This window comes from Polaribacter sp. Z022, from assembly GCF_023555495.1.
Taxonomy (GTDB): domain Bacteria; phylum Bacteroidota; class Bacteroidia; order Flavobacteriales; family Flavobacteriaceae; genus Polaribacter.
Window position 1 is genome coordinate 169,756 of the sequence record NZ_JALCZO010000005.1, and the last position, 19,108, is coordinate 188,863.

The following is a 19,108-nucleotide window of genomic DNA, read 5'->3' on the forward strand; positions in this document are numbered from 1 at the left end:
TAAATTATTCTTAGATACAATAAATGTATCCTCAAAAACAATAACTCTTGTATTGTTAGAGAACTTTACAGTAACTAATTATAAAAAACCGAAACTATAATTTTCGGTTTTTTTTATAATAATGAATGTTTTTAAATGAATATTTTAAATAAATACATCTTAATTTTTATACTATTAAAATCAGTTTTATCTTTTTCTCAAATAGATAATGAAGCTAATTTTTATACACCCATTGCTAATGCAAATTATCATAAAAATTTAGTTACAGATTATAATGTAGATATCAATTTTGCAACAGATGATAGTAGCAAAACTCAAACAGCAATAGATGATATTTCTACAAACGGAGGAGGTGTATTAACAATCCCTTCAGGAAATTATAGTCTTGGAGATATCAATTTAAAATCGAATGTTCATATAAAAATTGATGAAAATGCTGTAATCAGACCTTTTTATGAAATACCAAGTGATGGTAAATTAAAAAATTATGCAATATTTAAGTTAGGCAGCAATACAAACCCAATTCAAAATATTTCAATAACGAGTCTTTCTAATAATAGGTTTACAGTAGATTTAACTAATAACAACAACCCAAATGTTGCTGTGGTAAACTGTCAAAAAGTGACGAATTTTAAAATAGCAAATTTTAATGTTTTAGATAGTTATACAAAATTTTCTGCGGTAACCACAGGAGGAGATGATTATAATGGATCTTATTTGTTTCCAAAAAATGGTGTAGTTAAAGATATAGATGTACAAAATGCACATTATGGTTATGGAGTTGTACAAACACAATCTGCGGAAAATATGTTGTTCAAAGATTTATCTGGTACAGGAGGAGCTACTTTACGATTAGAAACAGGTTTTACAGGGTTAAATAATTTACAAGGAAGTAATTTATCTAGTGGAGTAAAAAGAATAGGTGGAATTCACAAAATGGTGGCAAGAAATATTTCATGTACTAATGGTAATTCTGCGCTAATGGTATCTCCACATGCAATGCATAATGGAACTGTAGATGCAGAAGGGATTCATAGCATTAGTGCAGGTTTTGCAGTAAGAGTAGAAGCTGGTTTTATCTCAAATAAATATGATCAAACAATTGGGTTAACTGTGGGTACTTTTGAGCAGGTAAGAATAAAAAATGTAACTGCTACCTATGGTGAAAAAGCAGAAATAAAATCGAAACATTTTAATTATTACCCTTCAGAAATTACACCTCCTACAACTGTTGCAAGTTACATTAACGAAAACGAAACTAAAGTTTATGTTGGGGCATCTATAGCCTCTGTTTTAGCAGATGCAAATTACACTTGTACTAATGGAGTAAAAACTGTAATTGTAGAAGAACCAATAAATGGAACAGGTTTTTTATATCAAGAAGATATAATTCCTGCAGAATACTTAACAATAGATTGTAGTACTTTATCAAATTCAGATAAAGGTTTAAAAGAAAGTCTTTTTAATATGTATCCAAATCCAACTTCAAATTCTCTTTATTTTAGAAATGTAGAAGGTTTAAAAAGTGTTGCTCTTTTTACTTTATCAGGTACAGAAGTTATAAAATTAGATAAGTTAAGAACTTCAGTTGTTAAATTAGATCTATCAAATTTAGCAAAAGGAATGTACATTGTAAAATGCTTAATTGATGATTCTTATGTCATCAAAAAAATAATACTCAAATAAAACTCTAACTAAAAGAAACCTATAGAATGAAAATAATTCAGAAAAATAACTACTTAGTTTTAGCTCTTATTACCTTTTTGTTAATAGGGTGTTCGCAAGAACCAAAACAAAAAGAGATAAAAAAGAATCAACCCAATATCATTTTATTTGTAGCAGATGATCATGGTACAGATGCAATTGGTGCTTATGGTAACAAAGTAATTCAAACACCAAATTTAGATAAATTAGCATCTGAAGGAGTTAAGTTTAATAATGCATATTGCACAAGTGCAAGTTGTGCAGCAAGTAGATCTGTTATTCTTTCTGGTAAATTTGGTCATGCAACTGGTTCTTATGGTCATGTGCATGATTATCATCACTTTAGTACATATGAAGGAGAAACCTCTTTACCTGTTATCATGGAAAAACAAGGTTATGAAACTGCAAGAATTGGTAAATATCATGTTGCTCCAGAAAAAGTATATCATTTTAATACTGTTTTAGAAGCAGACCCTAGAAATACTGTAGAAATGGCAGAAGTTTGTGCAGATGTTTTAAAATCTGACAAACCTTTCTTCTTATATTTTTGTACAGATGATCCTCACAGAGGTCATCCTTTTGAACCAGATCCTTGGGATACACCAAATACATTTGGAAATAAAAAAGGAGGTTACACAGGTGTAAATGAAATTACTTATAAACCAGAAGATGTTTTAGTACCTTCTTTTTTACCTGATACTAAACAAAGTAGAGAAGAGATTGCACAATATTACCAAAGTGTTTCAAGAATAGATCAAGGTTTTGGTAAGTTAATGAAAATGTTAAAAGACACAGGTAAAGATAAAAACACAATTGTTATCTATATTTCTGATAACGGTATGGCTTTTCCAGGTGCAAAAACTACAGTGCACGAACCAGGAATTAAATTGCCTTGTATTATAAAAGACCCAACCAAAGGAGTTAAAAACGCAACAAATAATGCAATGATTTCTTGGGTAGATTTAACGCCAACTATTTTAGACATGGCAAAAATTGACTACAATAAAGAGCAATTTCATGGTAAGTCTTTCAATCCTATTATTAAAGAATCAAATCCTGAAGGATGGGATGAAATTTATGCATCACACACATTTCATGAGATAACAATGTATTACCCAATGAGAGTGGTTAGAAGTAAAAATTACAAACTAATTTGGAATATCGCTTGGAGATTAGAATATCCATTCGCCTCAGATTTATGGGCTTCTTCTACATGGCAAGGGATTTACAGAAATAAAATTGAAAATTTTGGACCAAAAAAAGTACAAGATTATCTCTTTAGACCTGAGTTTGAATTGTATGACTTGGCAAAAGACCCAGATGAGTTAAATAATTTAGCAACACAAAAAGAATTTGGAGAGGTTTTTGAAACCATGAAAAATAAAATGAAACAGTTTCAGACAAAAACAAAAGATCCTTGGAATATAATGTGGGGTCATGATGCATCTTTACAAGGTTCTGGAGTTAATTTGTAAATAAAAAACAAAAAATGAAAAGCAATACACTTAAAATAATTACGGTTATTATCTTATTTATTTCAGTTGGGTTTAATGCAACAGAAATCATAAATATTAAGCATGTAAAAGGAGATATGACTTTGGTAGTAAGAGAAGCTATTGAAAATGCAAAAACCAAAGACATTAAACTCGTATTCGAAAAAGGAAACTATTTTTTTAAAACAGATTATGCTGTTGGTAAGTATTTATATGTAACAAATCATGGAAATGGTTTTAAGAAAATCATTTTTAATTTCGAAGAATTCAATTCTGTAGAAATAGAAGGAAATAACTCTGAGTTCATTTTTAGAGGGCAAGTTTTACCTTTCTACTTTACAAATCTTAACAACATAAAAGTTCAGAATATTACCATAGATTGGGATATTCCTTTTTCATTTCAAGGAGATGTTACTGCTATCAATAAAAAAGAAGGTTGGTATGAATTAAAGCCATATAAGAAAGGGTTTTCTTGGAAATTAAGAAAAGGTAGAATTGAATTTCCAGGAATCAATCATTTTAATTTTACTTCATTAGGTAGCTCATTGTCTCATGATAAAGAAACCAAAGCAGTAGATTATGGTGCTTGGGATCAAGGTTTAAAATCTAATTATGTAGAAAAACGTCCAAATGGAATTTTACGTTTTTATGATAAAGGCTTAAAAAAATATCCAAGAGTTGGTTCAGTTTTTCAATCTAAAGGTGATAAAAAAAGCAACAGATATGCACCTGCTTTTTTAACGAAGAATTCTAAAAATGTAACGTTTAATTATGTTACAATTCATCATGCATTAGGTATGGGTTTTTTGTTTGAAAGATCAGAAGATATTAAAATTTTAAATTCAGGAATTTTCATAAGAGAAGGTTCAGACAGAGTAATGTCTATAGTAGCAGATGCAACCCATTTTGCCAACTGTAAAGGAGATATTTTAATTGAAGGTTGTCGTTTTGAAGGGATGTATGATGATGGAACAAACGTACATGGAACCTATGTTGAGGTAAATAAAATATTGGATAATAAAACTGTGAGAGTTGCTTTAAAACACGATCAGCAAATGGGATTTGAATTTGCTGGTGTTGATGATGAAATTTGGTTTATAAAGCAACCAAATCCAAAAAGAGCAGAAACAAATACAGTTACTTCAGTTAGAGTAATTAATGATTATTTTACAGATTTAACGTTTGCAAATGAAATTCCTTCAGATTTAAAAACAGGAGATATTCTAGAAAACAAAACTTGGAATCCAACTTTTACAATGCGTAAAAATGTGATTAGAGATCACAGAGCAAGAAATATTATTATAAAAACACCAAAGAAAATAATTATTGAAGACAATGATTTATCATCTATGATGTCATCTATCATGTTAAGAGGAGAAACTTTTTATTGGTTTGAATCTGGTAATGTAGAAGAAGTAATTATAAGAAACAACAGGTTTGTAGATTGTGCCTATGGAGGTATGGAACATGCTATTTTAAAGGTGTCTCCAAGGTTAGGTAAAACTTTTGATAAAACCATTACTTACGATAGAAATATCACTTTTGAAAACAATAAAATTGAAACTTTTGGCAATAGAATTATTTGGGCAGATAGAGTAGATGGCTTAACTATTAAAGGTAATACCATCAAACAAACTACCACTTTTAAAGCTCAATTTCCAAATGCTTATTTATTTGATTTAATTCATTGTGATAATGTAGAAATTACAAAAAATTCTTACTCAGGTAATCATAAGAATGTTTTAAAAGCAGATGATAATTCAAGCAAAACACTAAAAATTAAGAAAAATAAAGGGTTTAATAATCTATAATTATGAGAAACTCCAAATTTGGACTTCTTCTTTTTACGGTATTGTTACTGTTCAATTGTAAAAAGCGTGTCCAAAAAATAGTAGAAGAACCTAATCAAGTAGTCTTATTAGAAGGAGAATCTAATATGGCAGGAGCAGGAAATAAGCTAGAGAAATATTCTCATGAGCCATTTACTATTTTAAATATGTTTCCAGATCATGGATTTACTGATCCTCATACAATAATTGATAACGGAAGACTTTTTCTTTTTGGAGGTCATGACGAGTCGTGGAATACTGTTGATACTTGGAGAATGGATAGGTGGGAGATTTGGTCAACTTCCAATTTAAAAGATTGGAAACACGAAAGTAATATCTTTCCAAAAGATACTTATATAGGTAATTATTCTAATTGTTGGGCTGGAGATATTATAAAAAAAGACGATAAATATTATTGGTATTTTTCCAACAAAAATATAGATACAGGAGTTATGGTTTCCGATTCACCTACAGGACCATTTAAAGACGTTCTCGGAAAACCATTATTGCCTAAAGACATCATAAAAGGACATCCATACGATCCTGAGGTTTATGAAGAAAACGGAGTTTATACCATGTTTTTTTCTGCAGGAACTTACTATGCTGTAACACTTGCAGATGATATGATTTCCCTTGCAGATAAGCCACAGCCTATTGTGGTAAAAACAAAAGACGGAAAGAAAAAATTTACAAATGATAAATCTACTGTTTTTAAAAAAGGCGATAATTATTACTTGGTTTGGGGATCAAATTATGCCATGTCAAAACACCTTCGAGGACCTTATATTTATCAAGGGAAATTTCTAAAAGGAGGGCATAATAATGTGTTTCAATGGAATGGACAATGGTATGTGATTATGGAAAATAAAGATATTAGTTTGTTTTATCGAGGCGTTTCGTTAAAACCATTATACTTTAATGAAGACGGAACGATAAAAATTCCAAAAGGAGACAAAGAATATCCTCATGATGGACGCACTTGGACGTTTTCTCATTCTGAAATGGGCTGGAAAACCGTTAAAGGACCTCATTTAGAATGGAACAAAAACGGAAGTATTAAAGGTAAAGTATCCAAAAACACAACCATTGAAAGTAGTATGTGGTTACTAACAAACCTCACAAACTATCATACTTTAGAAATCAAATTAAAAAACCAAAGTGAAGCTACTCAAGCAAGAGTTTCAATAGCATCCTATGATATTGAAAAAGGTAAACGATTTTGGTTAGATAATAAGATTTACTGGGAAAAAGAGCAAAGTGTATTTATTGATATAGTACCAAATAGTAACGAATTTTTAAGTTATACAATTGATCTTTCAAAAGTTGAAAACTTAAAAACATTTTTAAAACAACTAAGAATAGAACCTGCTGTTAGAGAAAAAAAAGGGAGTTGGGAAATAGAATATATAAGTATTAAATAATAAAAACTATGAGTTTAAAAAAAGCAATTAATAGCATAAAAGCTATAGCATTTTTAATGGTAATGTTTGTTACAGTTAGTACAAGTGCCCAAATTTTAGAAAAAGAAGCAAACGCTAAAATTAAAACATTAAAAAAATTAGTTAAAAAAGCTAATAAAAAAGGGATTGATGTTTTAAAAGAAAAAACAACTATTAGAACAGCAGAAGTGTTTTTAAAGTATGCCAATTGGGATGAAAAAAACATAGAGCCAAATGCTAATTTATTTAAATTGGTGCCTTCTTTTAAAAAAGAAGCTTCTAAAATGGCAAGTGAATTGCCAGATTTTGAGAGAAAAGAGGTAAACTTAATGTTAGATAAAGCTATTATAGAAATTAAATCTTTGATAGCTAAAAAAACTTTTAGAAAACCAACTCCAAAAGTAGATTGGACAAAAGTTTCAGTAGAAAAAGACCAACTAACTTATAAAAATCGTCCTGTATTTTTAGCAGATTATACTTGGAAACCAAAAATCAAAGAGCTTACAGAATTTCATGGAAATCAAGATGGTTTTTTCTTAACGCCCTCTTATGTTACTGATGAAAGTGGAACAATTCATAAATATAGAATGAACTTGTTAAATGAGAAAACAGATGGTTCATTAGGTTTTATTTTTATGAATCATAAAGGAGTTCCAAAATGGTCTAAACAAAAATATGGACCCAACTTTAGTATGCGTGAAGACACCTATACTGCATATGATATAGACAATCCAGGAGCAAGAGAAATTCAGCAAAAATTATTGAGTGCTGTTGTGCCAAAAATGGCTGGTAAAAAGTTTACACAGTTAGGTTATATGTTGTGCAATGAACCTCATTTTTACACCTATAAAGATTCTAGAAGAAAAAAACTGCCTTGGGCATCTGGAGGTGTTTCTCATTTTACAATTAGTAAATTTAAAGTTTGGTTATCAGAAAAACATCAGAAAATAGAAAACTTAAATGCTGTTTGGAATACCAATTTTAAAGATTTTAACGATGTAAAAATTGATATTCCAATTGATATTGAATTAAAAGGAACTCCAATTTGGTTTGATTGGACTTCTTTTAACATGGATAGAGTTACAGATTGGTACACGTTCTTAAAATCTGAAATTACCAAACAAGATGCAGATGCAAAAGTGCATCTTAAAATTATGCCAAGTCTTTGGACAGAAAACAAAAGAGTTCATGGAATAGATTTAGAAGCATTAACGGATTTAAGTGGTATTGTTGGTAATGATTCTGGAGCAGACCATACCAAGATTTGGGGTAAAGCTCATGAATGGGAAAAACATTATGCTTTTGAGTGGAGAGAATTATGTATGGGATTTGATTTTATGAAATCTGTAAGCCCAATGAAAATTAATTTTAACTCAGAGTTACATTATTTGTCTACAGTTAGATCAAGAAAATTGGATTTACATCCATCATATGCAAGAGCAACATTTTGGTTAGCACATTCTTATGGAATGACAGCAAGTCAAATTTGGTATTGGCCAAGAAATGCAGATGGTTCTATTTCTAAAAAAGCTTTAAAAGACAAAGGATATGCTGGTTCTAATATTCAGCAACCAAGAGTTACCAATGAAGTTGCATTAACATTAATAGATTTAAACTCTTATGCAGAAGAAATAATGTCTATTCAAAGACAAAGAAAACCGCTTCGTCTTTTTTATTCTAAAACATCAGCAATTAACAAAAAAGAACATATGGATGATCTTTTTAAATTGTATGAAAGTTTAAATTTTGAAGGAACTCCATTAGGTTTTGTTACAGAGAACATCATTAAAAAACAAGACAATAACTCTTGGGATGTAGTTATGATTCATAAAACTCCTTTTGTTACAAATACTGAATTACAAGCTCTTCAATCGTATTTAAATAAAGGAGGAACTATTATTATTGATGATGAAAGTTTAGTGAAAAACGAATATGGAAACACTTTATTACCTTTAAAAGAATCAAAAGGAACGATTATTAAATTGAATGCTATTTCTAAAATAAAAGCAAAAGCATTAAATATTTTAAAGGAAAAACAATTGCTCTCTCAAATAAAAATTGAAGAGAAAAATTCAATGGGAACTAAAGGTTGTATTTGGCGAGTGGTAAAAAATAAGGAAGGAAATCATGTGCTTTCTGTTGTTAATGTTGGTAAATCAGAGGCAACTCTTTCTATTTCTTTAAATGATAATAATAATATTGTATGTAAAGATTTAATAAAAGGAATTACTGTTTCTTCAAAACCTGTTTTAAAACCACATGAAGTGTTTTTTGTAGAAATTACATCAAAAAAATAAATAAAAATGAAGTTAGTTAGGTTTATTGTTGTTTTTTGTGCATTTATCTTGTTTTCTAATATGATTGTATCTCAAGATAAAAATGAAGTTCAAGTTTTACTGTTAGCAGGTCAATCTAACATGGCAGGTGCAGGAGATTATGATGATTTAGATGAAACAATTAAACTAAGAATACAAAAAGTTGCACATAGAGTTTCTTTAAGTTTTAACGGTAAAAAAGCACAGCCACTTTCTTATTATAAGAATAAACCTAGCAAAAAATATAAATTTTTAAAACGTTTTGGACCTGAATTACTTTTAGGATTAACACTTGCAGAGAAAAATCCTGACAAAGAATATTTGTTGATTAAAAGATCTCAAGGAGGTACTTCTTTACATGGTGCTTGGAACCCAAATTGGACTGCTGATAAAGCAAAAATGATGGAAAAAGGAGAAAAAAAGCAAAACATGAAACTTTATGAGCTCCATATTTCAGACATCAAAAGAAATTTAAAAGAATTAGAAAAAACTCAAAAATCGTATAATATTATTGGTTTATTTTGGATGCAGGGAGAAAATGATGCTATCTCTGAAGTATCAGCAAAAAATTATAAAAACAATTTAAGGTCCTTGGTTTACGCTTATCGTAAAGAATTTGATGACAAAGAATTACCATTTGTATTTGGACAAATTAACTCACGATATGGAGTAAAAGGTGGTGCAGATTTGGTAAGAAAAAACATGGAAAAATTTGAGGTTCAAGATTATTATTCAAAATTAATTAGAACCACTAAAGATACTTCTTGGAGCGATTTTCCTAAATGGAGTGATAATGTGCATTACAATGCAGAAGGACAAAAACGTTTAGGTATTGCATTTGCAAAAGCTTTTTTTGAAATAAAAGAAAAATTATTAAGATAATCTGATTGTTTTAAAGATGAGGCTTAAAAGACAAAAGAGCAAATAAGAGAAATGAAAAAGATGTAGAAACATTAAAAAGCATAATGCTTCTGTAAAAATGTTTCGAAAATTCTGAAGATCATTAAATAGGTCAAAAAAGTAGTAATTGATAAAGTTTTGAGTTGGTTAAATAGTTAAAAATAATAATATGAAAAGACTTACTTATTTATTTATTCTAATAATTTTTATTGCTTGTGCAGTAACAAAAAATGATGCACAAGATAATGAAGTACAAGTAATTTTATTATCAGGACAATCAAATATGGTTGGCCATGGAAATTATGATGCCTTAGATGAAAGTATCAAAAAAAGAATTGCTAAAATATCAGATAGGGTTTTATTAAGTTCTTCTAAAGGTGATGCAAAACCATTATCATATTATACCTTAAATGGGAAAAAATATAATTTTGATAAACATTTTGGGCCAGAGTTATTTGTAGGATTAACATTGGCAGAAAAGTTCCCTAAAAAGAAATTTTTATTGATAAAAAAAGCAGTTGGAGGAACTTCCTTATATGGTGCTTGGAATCCAAATTGGAATCAAGAAAAATCGAATGCGTCAGAAAGAGGAGAGGTTAGAAAAAAACTAAAGTTATTTTCTGCGCATATAAACAATATCCAAAGAAATTTAAATAATTTAAAAGAAAAAGGAATAAAGTTTAAAATTTTGGGTGCTCTTTGGTTGCAAGGAGAGAGTGATACCAATAAAGAAATTACAGCTACAAGTTATCAAGAAAACTTAACAAATTTAATTGCGGCTTACAGAACAAAGTTGTCATCTAAAGAAATGCCTTTTGTTATTGGTCAAGTAAATCCTTTACCAAGAAAGTATAAAACAGGACCAAAACAAGTTAGAGAAGCTATGTTAACAGTAGCTAAAGCAGATGATAAAGTTGCAATTATAGAAACGACTTTTGGTAAACCTTGGAATGATTTTCCAAAACACTCAGATAATTTACATTACAAAACAGAAGGACAAAAAAGACTAGGAATTGCCTTTGCTAATAAATTACAAATACTATTAAAAAAATAAATATAAAAATGAAGAATAGAACTTTACAAACAACATCAAAAATCGTACTGTTTTTAATGTTAGTCGCTACTTTTATAGCTTGTAGTCAAAAGGAAAAACAGGTTAAAAAGCCAAATATTTTATGGGTCATTGCTGAAGATTTATCCCCTTTTATGGGAGCTTATGGTGATTCTATAAATATAGGTCATACACCAGTTATTGATAAATTGGCTGCAGATGGTGTACTTTTTAAAAGAGCTTATGCAACTGCTCCAGTTTGTTCTGCGGCAAGATCTGCATTAATTACTGGTGTTTATCAAACTACAACAGGTACACATAACCATAGATCTAGTAGGTTTACAAACGATTCTATTGTGCCAAAAGAACTTCAAATTCATTTGCCAAATGAAATGAAAACGATTCCTGAGTTGATGAAAAAAGCTGGATATTTTACTTTTAATAGTGGTAAAGACGATTACAATTTTCACTATGATAGAAGAGCTTTGTATGATGTAGGTACCAAAGAAAATTACAAAGCAGGTATGAACGGTTGGCAAGGTAATGTTGCAATTGACTATATGACCGTTAAAGATTATGTATGGAATGCTAGAAAAGATAAAAATCAACCTTGGTTTGGGCAAGTTCAAATTATGGGAGGAAAAAAGGATTATAAATACGTAAGAAAAGGAGAAAAACTAGCAACTAATGATGTTCCATTACCACCATATTTTCCAAATATACCATCACAAAGAAAAGCTTGGACTCTGCATTATAATGCAAACAGAGGTTCTGATGTGACTCTAGAAAAAATAATAAAGCAATTAAAAGCTGATGGAGAATTAGAAAATACTATTATCTTTTTCTTTTCAGATCATGGTAGTCCAACCTCTTTAAGACACAAGCAATTTTGTTATGAAGGAGGAATGCTAATTCCTTTAATTATAAAAGGAAATCATCCTGCTTTAAAAGCAGGAAATGTTAGAAAAGATTTAGTTTCTCTATTAGATGTTTCTGCTACAACTTTAGCGTTAGGTAAAGCTGAAATGCCTAATTACTTGGATGGGCAAAATTTATTTTCTACAAATTATAATGAAAATGAATATGTTGTAGGAGCCAGAGATAGATGTGATTATACGATAGATAAAATTAGAACTGTAGTATCTGAAGATTATAGGTACATCAAAAATTACTTTTTAGATAGACCTATGATGCAAGCTGGTTATAGAGATAATAAACCTATTGTAAAAGATTTAAAGAAGTTACATAATGAAGGTAAATTAACTCTTTATCAAGAAGAACATTGGTTTGGACAACGACCATCAGAAGAATTATATGATTTGAAAAAAGATCCTCATCAAATGAATAATTTAGCTTTAAACGCAGCATATGCTGATGTTTTAAAAAAGCATAGAACTGTTTTAGAAGATTGGATTGTAAAAACAGGTGATAAAGGTCAGCACCCAGAAGATGCAAAACAGTTAGAAGCTACTTATAATTTATGGAAAGACAGACCAAGGTTTAAAAACGCAAAAATAAATCCTGAGTACGACCAGTTTAAGAAATAGTTTTTCTACTATTAAATACATTTTATGTACTAAAAAATACAATTTTTTTGATGTTTTGAGCGAACTTCGTTAAAAAATAAATAACGTAAGTATGAAAACTCAGAGCATCAAAATTATATGTGTTTTAGCTTTATCCTTAATTACATTTTCAACTTTTAGTCAAAACGATAAATCAAAACCAAATGTTTTATTTATTATGGTTGATGATTTAAATGATTGGGTAGGTGCATTTGGTGGTAATCCACAAACGATTACTCCTAATATTGATGCATTAGCAAGTAAAAGTACCATCTTTAAAAACGCCTATTGTTCTGCTCCTTTATGCAATCCATCAAGAGCAAGTATCATGTCTGGTTACAGGCCTTCAACCACTGGTGTTTATGGAAATAAAGAACATTTTAGAGATGTTAAAGGTTTTGAAAATACAGTAACAATTCCTCAATATTTTGAAAAAAATGGATATAAAACTGCAGCAGCAGGAAAAATATTTCATAGCCCAAGAGGAAATGGAAAAAATCCAAAACCAGGAAGTGACCCAGGATCTTTTCAACAAGAAAGAAAAGGTGGTTTAGGAGGTACTTATCCTGATAAGAAAAACAAACATTCTCATGGGTTAAATCTAAAAGAATATGGAGTAAAAGGTTCTTTTTTACGTTCTTTTGATTGGTATGGAGTAGATGTAACTTTAGAAGATAATAATGATTTTAAATCTGCAGATTATGCTGCAAAATTCTTAGAAGAAGAGCATGACAAGCCATTCTTTTTAGCTTGCGGAATTTTTAGACCTCATTTGCCTTGGTTTGCTCCAAAACAGTTTTTTGACATGTATGATTTAGATAAAATTAAACTACCTAAAACTTTAAAAAATGATTTAGATGATGTTGGTAGAATGGGAAATAACATGGCTAAAAAAGGAGTACATAAATCTATTATTGAAAACGGTAAATGGAAAGAAGCTGTAAGGGCATATATGGCAAATATTTCTTTTGCAGATGCTTGTGTGGGTCATTTATTAAATGGTTTAAAAGAAAGTAAGTATGCAGAAAATACAATTATAGTTTTAATGGGAGATCATGGTTGGCATTTAGGTGAAAAAGAACACTGGTCTAAAAATGTATTATGGGAACGTTCTGCAAAAACACCTTTGTTAATTTTTGATCCAAGAGGTGGAAAAGGAAAAGTGAGTACTTCTATTGTTTCTTTATTAGATGTATATCCTACTTTAGTAGAAATGGCAAACTTACCAGAAAACAAAGAAAATGAAGGTGCTAGTATTTATGATTTAGTTCGTAAACCAGAAAAAGAATTAAAAGAATATGTGCTAACATCTAAATCTAAAGGAATTCATTCTTTAAGAAGTAAAAAATACAGATATACAGTTTATTCAGATGGTTTTGAAGAATTATACGATCATGAAATCGACCCAAATGAATGGAAAAATATAGCTAAGAATTCTTCTAATAAAGAAGTTTTGAAAAAGTTTAGAAAAGAATTAAAAAGAATTTTAAAATAACTTAAATGAATTTTAATACAAAATTTTTATACATAGCATTTATTGTTTTTTCTTTCTTTATTTCTTGTACAAAATCAAAAAAAGAAGCAATTAAAAATGATAAGAAACCAAATATCATTTTTGTTTTAGTAGATGATTTAGGATATGCAGATGTTGGTTTTAATGGCTCTAAATATTTTGAAACTCCAAATATTGATGCTTTAGCAAATAATAGTTTGGTGTTAGATAATGCTTATATGTATCCAACATGTTCACCATCTAGAACTGCAATTTTTACAGGAAAACAATCTTTTAGAACAGGTGTATATACAGTACCTGTTTTAGAAAAAGGAGATGATCAAGAAAATATTTTTTCAAGATGGACTGTTGGAAAAGAGCATCCAATTTATGCTGAACCTTTAGCAAAAGAAGGTTACAAATCAATTCATTTAGGTAAATGGCATATCGTTGGTCCTTATCCTAAGAAAGAATTGGCAAAAGAGTATCCATTAAAAGAAAAATTAAAGCAACCTAACCCTGGAGATTATACTTGGGTAGAAGCTCATAAAAAACCAGATATAAAACAATATTATCCAGAAGGAAGAGGCTTTATAAAAAATGTTGGCGGGACTTTTAGAGGAGATCCAGCTTTAGAAGAAGGTGGTTATAAAAGTGTTGCAGGTGGTTATTGGGCACCTTTTAGCAATCCATTTATAGACAAAAAACCAACAGATAATTGGTTAACAGATCGTTTAACAGATGATGCTATTGAATTTATGGATGAGCATAAAAACGAGCCTTTTTTAATCAATTTAAATTATTATGCAGTACATAGGCCAATTAGGTATAGAAGTAAAGAACAGTATGAATATTTTTTAAAGAAAGCAGAAGATACTGTAACTGGCCAAGGAGCAAATAAGAAAAAGAAGAAACACGAATATTTTGCAAGTTATGCAACCATGGTTTCGTCTGTAGATGATAATATTAAACGTATAACAGACTATTTAGATAAAAATAATTTAAGAGAAAATACTGTAATTATTTTTACTTCAGACAATGGTTACCATAGTATGGCAAGTGCCAATAAACAAATGCGTGGAGCAAAAGGGCATATTTATGAAGGTGGAATTAAAGTGCCAATGTTTGTAAACTGGCCAAAGAAAGTTACTCCAAGAAGAAGTGAAGTTGCTGTAAGTGGTTTAGATGTTTTTCCTACTTTAATGAATTTAGCAAATGTTAATGATTTTAAAGGAACTTTAGATGGGAATTCAATGACAGATTTGTTTTCTAAAGATGATGAAAAATTAAAAGAAAGACCATTGTTTTGGCATTTAGCTAGTCGTTTTAAACACGGTACTTGCTCAGTAATTAGAAAAGGAGATTATAAATTAATTCAGTTTTTAGCAGATGGAAAATTAGAATTATACAACTTAAAAAAAGATCCTAAAGAATCTAAAAATTTATCGAACATTGAGTTAAAAACAACTCAGAATTTATTGAGAGAATTGGTTACTTGGAGAAAAGAAAATAAAGTTCCTTTACCACCAAACTCTATTCTTAAGTTTTAGATTATAAAAAAGAGCAAACTTTGTACTTTAGTATTAATGTTTTTATAAACACCTCATATTGAGGTGTTTTTTTATGCTTTATAGTTTTAGATAAACTAACAAACACATTAAATTTATTTTTAGAAACATTAATTCATATAAGTTGCTTTAAATTTATCATATAAATGAAACAATAGTAACAATGAAAAGAAGAGATTTTTTTAAAAAAGGAACAAAAGGTGTTGTAGCTGCTAGTTTATTTCCAATTATGGGCGATATTTCTGCACAAACCTCTAATAGTAAAAACCTTTTATTTAAAGAAGAAGAAGCACTGAAAAAGACTTTAAAAAAAGACCCTATTCACAGAAAGAATTTAAAGGTTGATGTTGCTGTTATTGGTGGAGGAATGTCTGGTATTTCTGCTGCGGTTTCTGCTGCCAGAAATGGAGCAAAAGTTGTTTTAGTACAAGATAGACCTGTATTAGGAGGAAATGCTTCTAGTGAAATGAGAGTAACTGTAAATGGTGTAAAAAATTTATCGAATAAACATAAAATTGAACGAGAAACAGGAATTGTAGAAGAATTATTAATAGAAAACTGGCATTACAATCCACAAGAATCTTATCATGTATGGGATCATGTTTTGTACAATTATGTAATTCGTGAAAAAAATATAACCTTATTATTAAATACAACTGCATTAGATGTAGAGGTTTCTAAAAATAAAATCAAATCAGTTGTTTGTCGTCAATTAACAACAGAAACCGATTTTACTATTAAAGCCCCAATTTTTATTGATTGCTCTGGAGATGGTTTTATGGCTGCAAGTGCAGGAGCAGAATTTAGACAAGGACGTGAAGGTAAAGCAGAATTTAATGAACAATTTGCACCAGATGAACCAGATGGTTGGGTAATGGGAGATTGTATTATGATGTCTACAAAAGATATGGGAAAACCTGTGCCTTTTCATGCTCCAGATTATGCAATTCCTTTTGATGCAGAAAAAGCATTAAAAGATAAACACAGAAAAATAAAACAAGTTAAAGAAGGTTTTTGGTGGGTAGAATTAAGTAGTGATGTAGATATTATTGGTGAAAGAGATGAAATTCGTCACAGATTATTAGCACATTTTTACGGAGTTTGGGATCATGTTAAAAACTCAGGAGATTTTCCTGAAGCTGAAAATGTTGCTTTAGATTGGATTGGTTCTATTCCTGGTAGAAGAGAATCTCGAAGATTTATGGGAGATTATATTTTAAATGAAAGAGATTTATTAGAAGCAAGACATTTTGATGATGCTGTTGCTTTTGGTGGTTGGTCTTTAGATGAACATTGTCCTGGAGGAATTGAAAATTTAGATGAACCAGCAAGTTATTTTCATTCAAGATTTAAAGAAGTATATCAAGTACCTTTTAGAAGTTTGTATTCTAGAAACATAGAAAATTTATTATTTGCAGGAAGAAATGTAAGTGTAACCCATATGGCACTTTCATCAACAAGAATTATTGGTACTTGTTGTATGATGGGACAAGCTGTAGGTACTGCAGGAGCAATGTGTGCAGAAAAAGGAGTTTCACCAAGAAAATTATATCAAAAAAATATTAATGAACTGCAAGAGCAATTGTTAAGAGACGATTCTTATTTTCCTAACAGACCTGCAAAAGATAAAAATGATAAAGCAAAATCAGCGAGTTTAATTTTTGCTTCTTCTACAAGCTCAGGAGATGTAAAAAATTTAACAAATGGTGTAGGTAGAGATTTAGTAGATAAAATTAATCATTGGCAATCATCAGGATTAAATGCAGAATTGCAATTAGAATGGAGCAGACCTCAAAAATTTACAAGTGTAGAAATGAAGTTCGATACCAATTTGCAACGTAATATGATGATGCATAAGAACCCTGCTAAAAACAAAAACCAAGTTACTGCAGTTCCACCAGAATTGGTTAAAGATTTTACTGTAGAAGCAAGAGTTAATGGTCAGTGGAAAGAAGTTGGTAAAAAAGAATACAACCTTACACGTTTGGTAAAAATTAATTTTAATGAAGTAAAAGCAACAGCAATTCGTTTAAAATTAAAAAACACACATGGTAAAGAGAATATAAGAATGTACGAGATAAGATGTTATTAAAATTAGTAACAAATATTAACAAAAGAGTAAGATTTTTTGTAAAATCTTATTCTTTTGGATTAAACTTTTTATTTTTATTTAGTCTTATTAGAAATAATAATGATAAAATGAAAACAACTAATTTATTTCAAAAAGTATTATTCCTTTTTATAATTCTATGTTTTTTAAGCTTTATAAAAATTAATAAACATAGTAACGAAAAAAACTCAAAACCAATTCTTAAAGAGAAGGTTAAACCGAAACCTAATTTAATAATCATACAAACTGATGAGCATAATTTTAGAACTTTAAGTGCTTATCAAAAATTATTATCTAAAGACCAAGCTTTAGTTTGGGGAGAAAATGCTAAAATAGAAACTCCATTTATAGATTCTTTAGCAGAAGAAGGTGCAATCTACACTAGTTACTATTCTACATCTCCTGTTTGTACTCCTTCTAGAGCATCTTTTGTTTCAGGTTTATACCCTTATGCAACTGGTGCAGATAAAAATGATAATCCTTTAAAAGATAATATTGTAACATTCGCAGAAATTTTAAGAAGAGATGGTTATGCTACTTCTTATGTGGGTAAATGGCATTTAGAAGGACGCTCTAAAAAAGAGTTAGCTAATGATAAGAAATCTAAAATCTGTTTTATTCCAGAACGTAAATTCGGTTTTACAGATAATAGGTTTATGATTAATAATGGACATTCACCTTACATCAAAGAATTAAAAGACGGTAGGTTAAAATTTGTGAACGGAAAAAAATCTAGAGAGCTAGATAAAAACGGAAAATCTAAAGACGGTTTGCAATATCTTACTGACTTCTTAACGGATAAAAGTTTAGAAATTTTAGAGCGTGATAAAAACGAGCCATTTTGTTTAATGTTATCTATTCCAGATCCACATACACCAAATGTTTCAAGAGAACCATATACTTCTATGTATAAAAACATGAAGTTTGAAATTCCTGAAACTATGAGGGTAATAACAGATATTGAAAGACCAAAATCTGGTTCCCCTAAAAATAAGAATGAAGCCAAGGAATTTAATCAAACCTATTTGAGAAATTATTTTGGTATGGTTAAATCTATTGATGATAGTGTTGGTAGAATTTTAAAGTTTTTAAAAGACAATAACCTAGAAAAAAATACAATTGTAGTTTTTACTTCAGATCATGGTGATATGTTATTTGAACACAAAAGAAGAAATAAAAGTGTTCCTTATGAGTCATCATCAAGAATTCCTTTTTTGATTAAATATCCAAAAAAAATAAAAGCGGGTAAGGTTATACATAAAGCATATACAACTGCAGATTTTGCGCCAACAATATTATCATTAATGGATGCAAAACCAATACCAAACACACATGGAATAGATGATAGTAAGGTTTTACAAAACAATCAAAAAGAAGTTTTTTCAGAAAGGATTACTTATACAAGAAATACCAGTACTTGGGTAACAGCAGTGTCTGATAATTATAAATTAATCTTATCAAAAAAAGAAAAGCCTTGGTTATTCGATTTAAAGAAAGACCCTAATGAGTTGTATAATGTTTACAATAAAAAAGGTTATAAAGATATTTCATCTAAAATGTTGCAAGAGCTTAAAAAACAAATGACAGTTTATAAAGACCCTCATTTTAAAGGAAAACAAGCGTTTAACTACTAAAATAATTT

At 29.5% G+C, this 19,108-nt stretch carries 12 protein-coding genes; all 12 read left to right on the forward strand.

Features of this window, described 5'->3' with window-relative positions; all coding sequences use genetic code 11:
• Positions 1 to 135 precede the first annotated feature (135 nt).
• The 12 genes from MPF13_RS12540 to MPF13_RS12595 all read left to right on the forward strand — a co-directional run bounded on the left by MPF13_RS12540 (position 136) and on the right by MPF13_RS12595 (position 19,100).
• Positions 136 to 1,686 (forward strand): T9SS type A sorting domain-containing protein, encoded by a 1,551-nt coding sequence (locus MPF13_RS12540; protein WP_249982985.1) that lies wholly within the window; start codon positions 136 to 138, stop codon positions 1,684 to 1,686.
• A 26-nt stretch (positions 1,687 to 1,712) separates the two neighbouring features.
• Positions 1,713 to 3,179 (forward strand): sulfatase family protein, encoded by a 1,467-nt coding sequence (locus MPF13_RS12545; RefSeq protein ID WP_249982987.1) that lies wholly within the window; start codon positions 1,713 to 1,715, stop codon positions 3,177 to 3,179.
• 14 nt (positions 3,180 to 3,193) lie between these two features.
• Positions 3,194 to 5,008, forward strand: a complete 1,815-nt coding sequence (locus MPF13_RS12550) for an alpha-1,3-galactosidase-related protein (protein WP_249982988.1) — start codon at positions 3,194 to 3,196, stop codon at positions 5,006 to 5,008.
• 2 nt (positions 5,009 to 5,010) lie between these two features.
• On the forward strand, positions 5,011 to 6,447 hold the full coding sequence (locus MPF13_RS12555) for a family 43 glycosylhydrolase (RefSeq protein ID WP_249982990.1): 1,437 nt from the start codon (positions 5,011 to 5,013) through the stop codon (positions 6,445 to 6,447).
• Positions 6,448 to 6,455: 8 nt separating this feature from the next.
• The gene (locus MPF13_RS12560) at positions 6,456 to 8,762 is read left to right on the forward strand and encodes a beta-galactosidase (protein ID WP_249982992.1); all 2,307 of its coding nucleotides are present in this window, start codon (positions 6,456 to 6,458) and stop codon (positions 8,760 to 8,762) included.
• A gap of 6 nt (positions 8,763 to 8,768) precedes the next feature.
• Positions 8,769 to 9,662 carry a sialate O-acetylesterase gene (locus tag MPF13_RS12565; RefSeq protein WP_249982994.1) on the forward strand — a complete coding sequence of 298 codons (894 nt, stop codon included), beginning with the start codon at positions 8,769 to 8,771 and terminating at the stop codon, positions 9,660 to 9,662.
• Between the two features lie 187 nt (positions 9,663 to 9,849).
• A complete protein-coding gene (locus MPF13_RS12570; protein ID WP_249982996.1) occupies positions 9,850 to 10,734 on the forward strand; it encodes a sialate O-acetylesterase in 885 nt (294 codons plus the stop codon).
• An 8-nt stretch (positions 10,735 to 10,742) separates the two neighbouring features.
• Positions 10,743 to 12,278 carry a sulfatase family protein gene (locus MPF13_RS12575; protein ID WP_249982998.1) on the forward strand — a complete coding sequence of 512 codons (1,536 nt, stop codon included), beginning with the start codon at positions 10,743 to 10,745 and terminating at the stop codon, positions 12,276 to 12,278.
• 91 nt (positions 12,279 to 12,369) lie between these two features.
• The gene (locus MPF13_RS12580) at positions 12,370 to 13,791 is read left to right on the forward strand and encodes a sulfatase (RefSeq protein ID WP_249983001.1); all 1,422 of its coding nucleotides are present in this window, start codon (positions 12,370 to 12,372) and stop codon (positions 13,789 to 13,791) included.
• Between the two features lie 5 nt (positions 13,792 to 13,796).
• Entirely contained in the window at positions 13,797 to 15,338 is a 1,542-nt protein-coding gene (locus MPF13_RS12585) for a sulfatase (protein ID WP_249983003.1), read from the forward strand.
• Between the two features lie 181 nt (positions 15,339 to 15,519).
• Positions 15,520 to 17,448, forward strand: a complete 1,929-nt coding sequence (locus MPF13_RS12590; protein ID WP_249983004.1) for an FAD-dependent oxidoreductase — start codon at positions 15,520 to 15,522, stop codon at positions 17,446 to 17,448.
• A gap of 107 nt (positions 17,449 to 17,555) precedes the next feature.
• On the forward strand, positions 17,556 to 19,100 hold the full coding sequence (locus MPF13_RS12595; protein ID WP_249983006.1) for a sulfatase family protein: 1,545 nt from the start codon (positions 17,556 to 17,558) through the stop codon (positions 19,098 to 19,100).
• The last annotated feature ends 8 nt before the right edge of the window (positions 19,101 to 19,108 follow it).

Excerpts from the sequence above, each read along its gene's own strand:
- MPF13_RS12540 (WP_249982985.1), top strand. The coding sequence starts at position 136 with ATGAATATTTTAAATAAATACATCTTAATTTTTATACTATTAAAATCA.
- MPF13_RS12545 (WP_249982987.1), top strand. The coding sequence starts at position 1,713 with ATGAAAATAATTCAGAAAAATAACTACTTAGTTTTAGCTCTTATTACC.
- MPF13_RS12550 (WP_249982988.1), top strand. The coding sequence starts at position 3,194 with ATGAAAAGCAATACACTTAAAATAATTACGGTTATTATCTTATTTATT.
- MPF13_RS12555 (WP_249982990.1), top strand. The coding sequence starts at position 5,011 with ATGAGAAACTCCAAATTTGGACTTCTTCTTTTTACGGTATTGTTACTG.
- MPF13_RS12560 (WP_249982992.1), top strand. The coding sequence starts at position 6,456 with ATGAGTTTAAAAAAAGCAATTAATAGCATAAAAGCTATAGCATTTTTA.
- MPF13_RS12565 (WP_249982994.1), top strand. The coding sequence starts at position 8,769 with ATGAAGTTAGTTAGGTTTATTGTTGTTTTTTGTGCATTTATCTTGTTT.
- MPF13_RS12570 (WP_249982996.1), top strand. The coding sequence starts at position 9,850 with ATGAAAAGACTTACTTATTTATTTATTCTAATAATTTTTATTGCTTGT.
- MPF13_RS12575 (WP_249982998.1), top strand. The coding sequence starts at position 10,743 with ATGAAGAATAGAACTTTACAAACAACATCAAAAATCGTACTGTTTTTA.
- MPF13_RS12580 (WP_249983001.1), top strand. The coding sequence starts at position 12,370 with ATGAAAACTCAGAGCATCAAAATTATATGTGTTTTAGCTTTATCCTTA.
- MPF13_RS12585 (WP_249983003.1), top strand. The coding sequence starts at position 13,797 with ATGAATTTTAATACAAAATTTTTATACATAGCATTTATTGTTTTTTCT.
- MPF13_RS12590 (WP_249983004.1), top strand. The coding sequence starts at position 15,520 with ATGAAAAGAAGAGATTTTTTTAAAAAAGGAACAAAAGGTGTTGTAGCT.
- MPF13_RS12595 (WP_249983006.1), top strand. The coding sequence starts at position 17,556 with ATGAAAACAACTAATTTATTTCAAAAAGTATTATTCCTTTTTATAATT.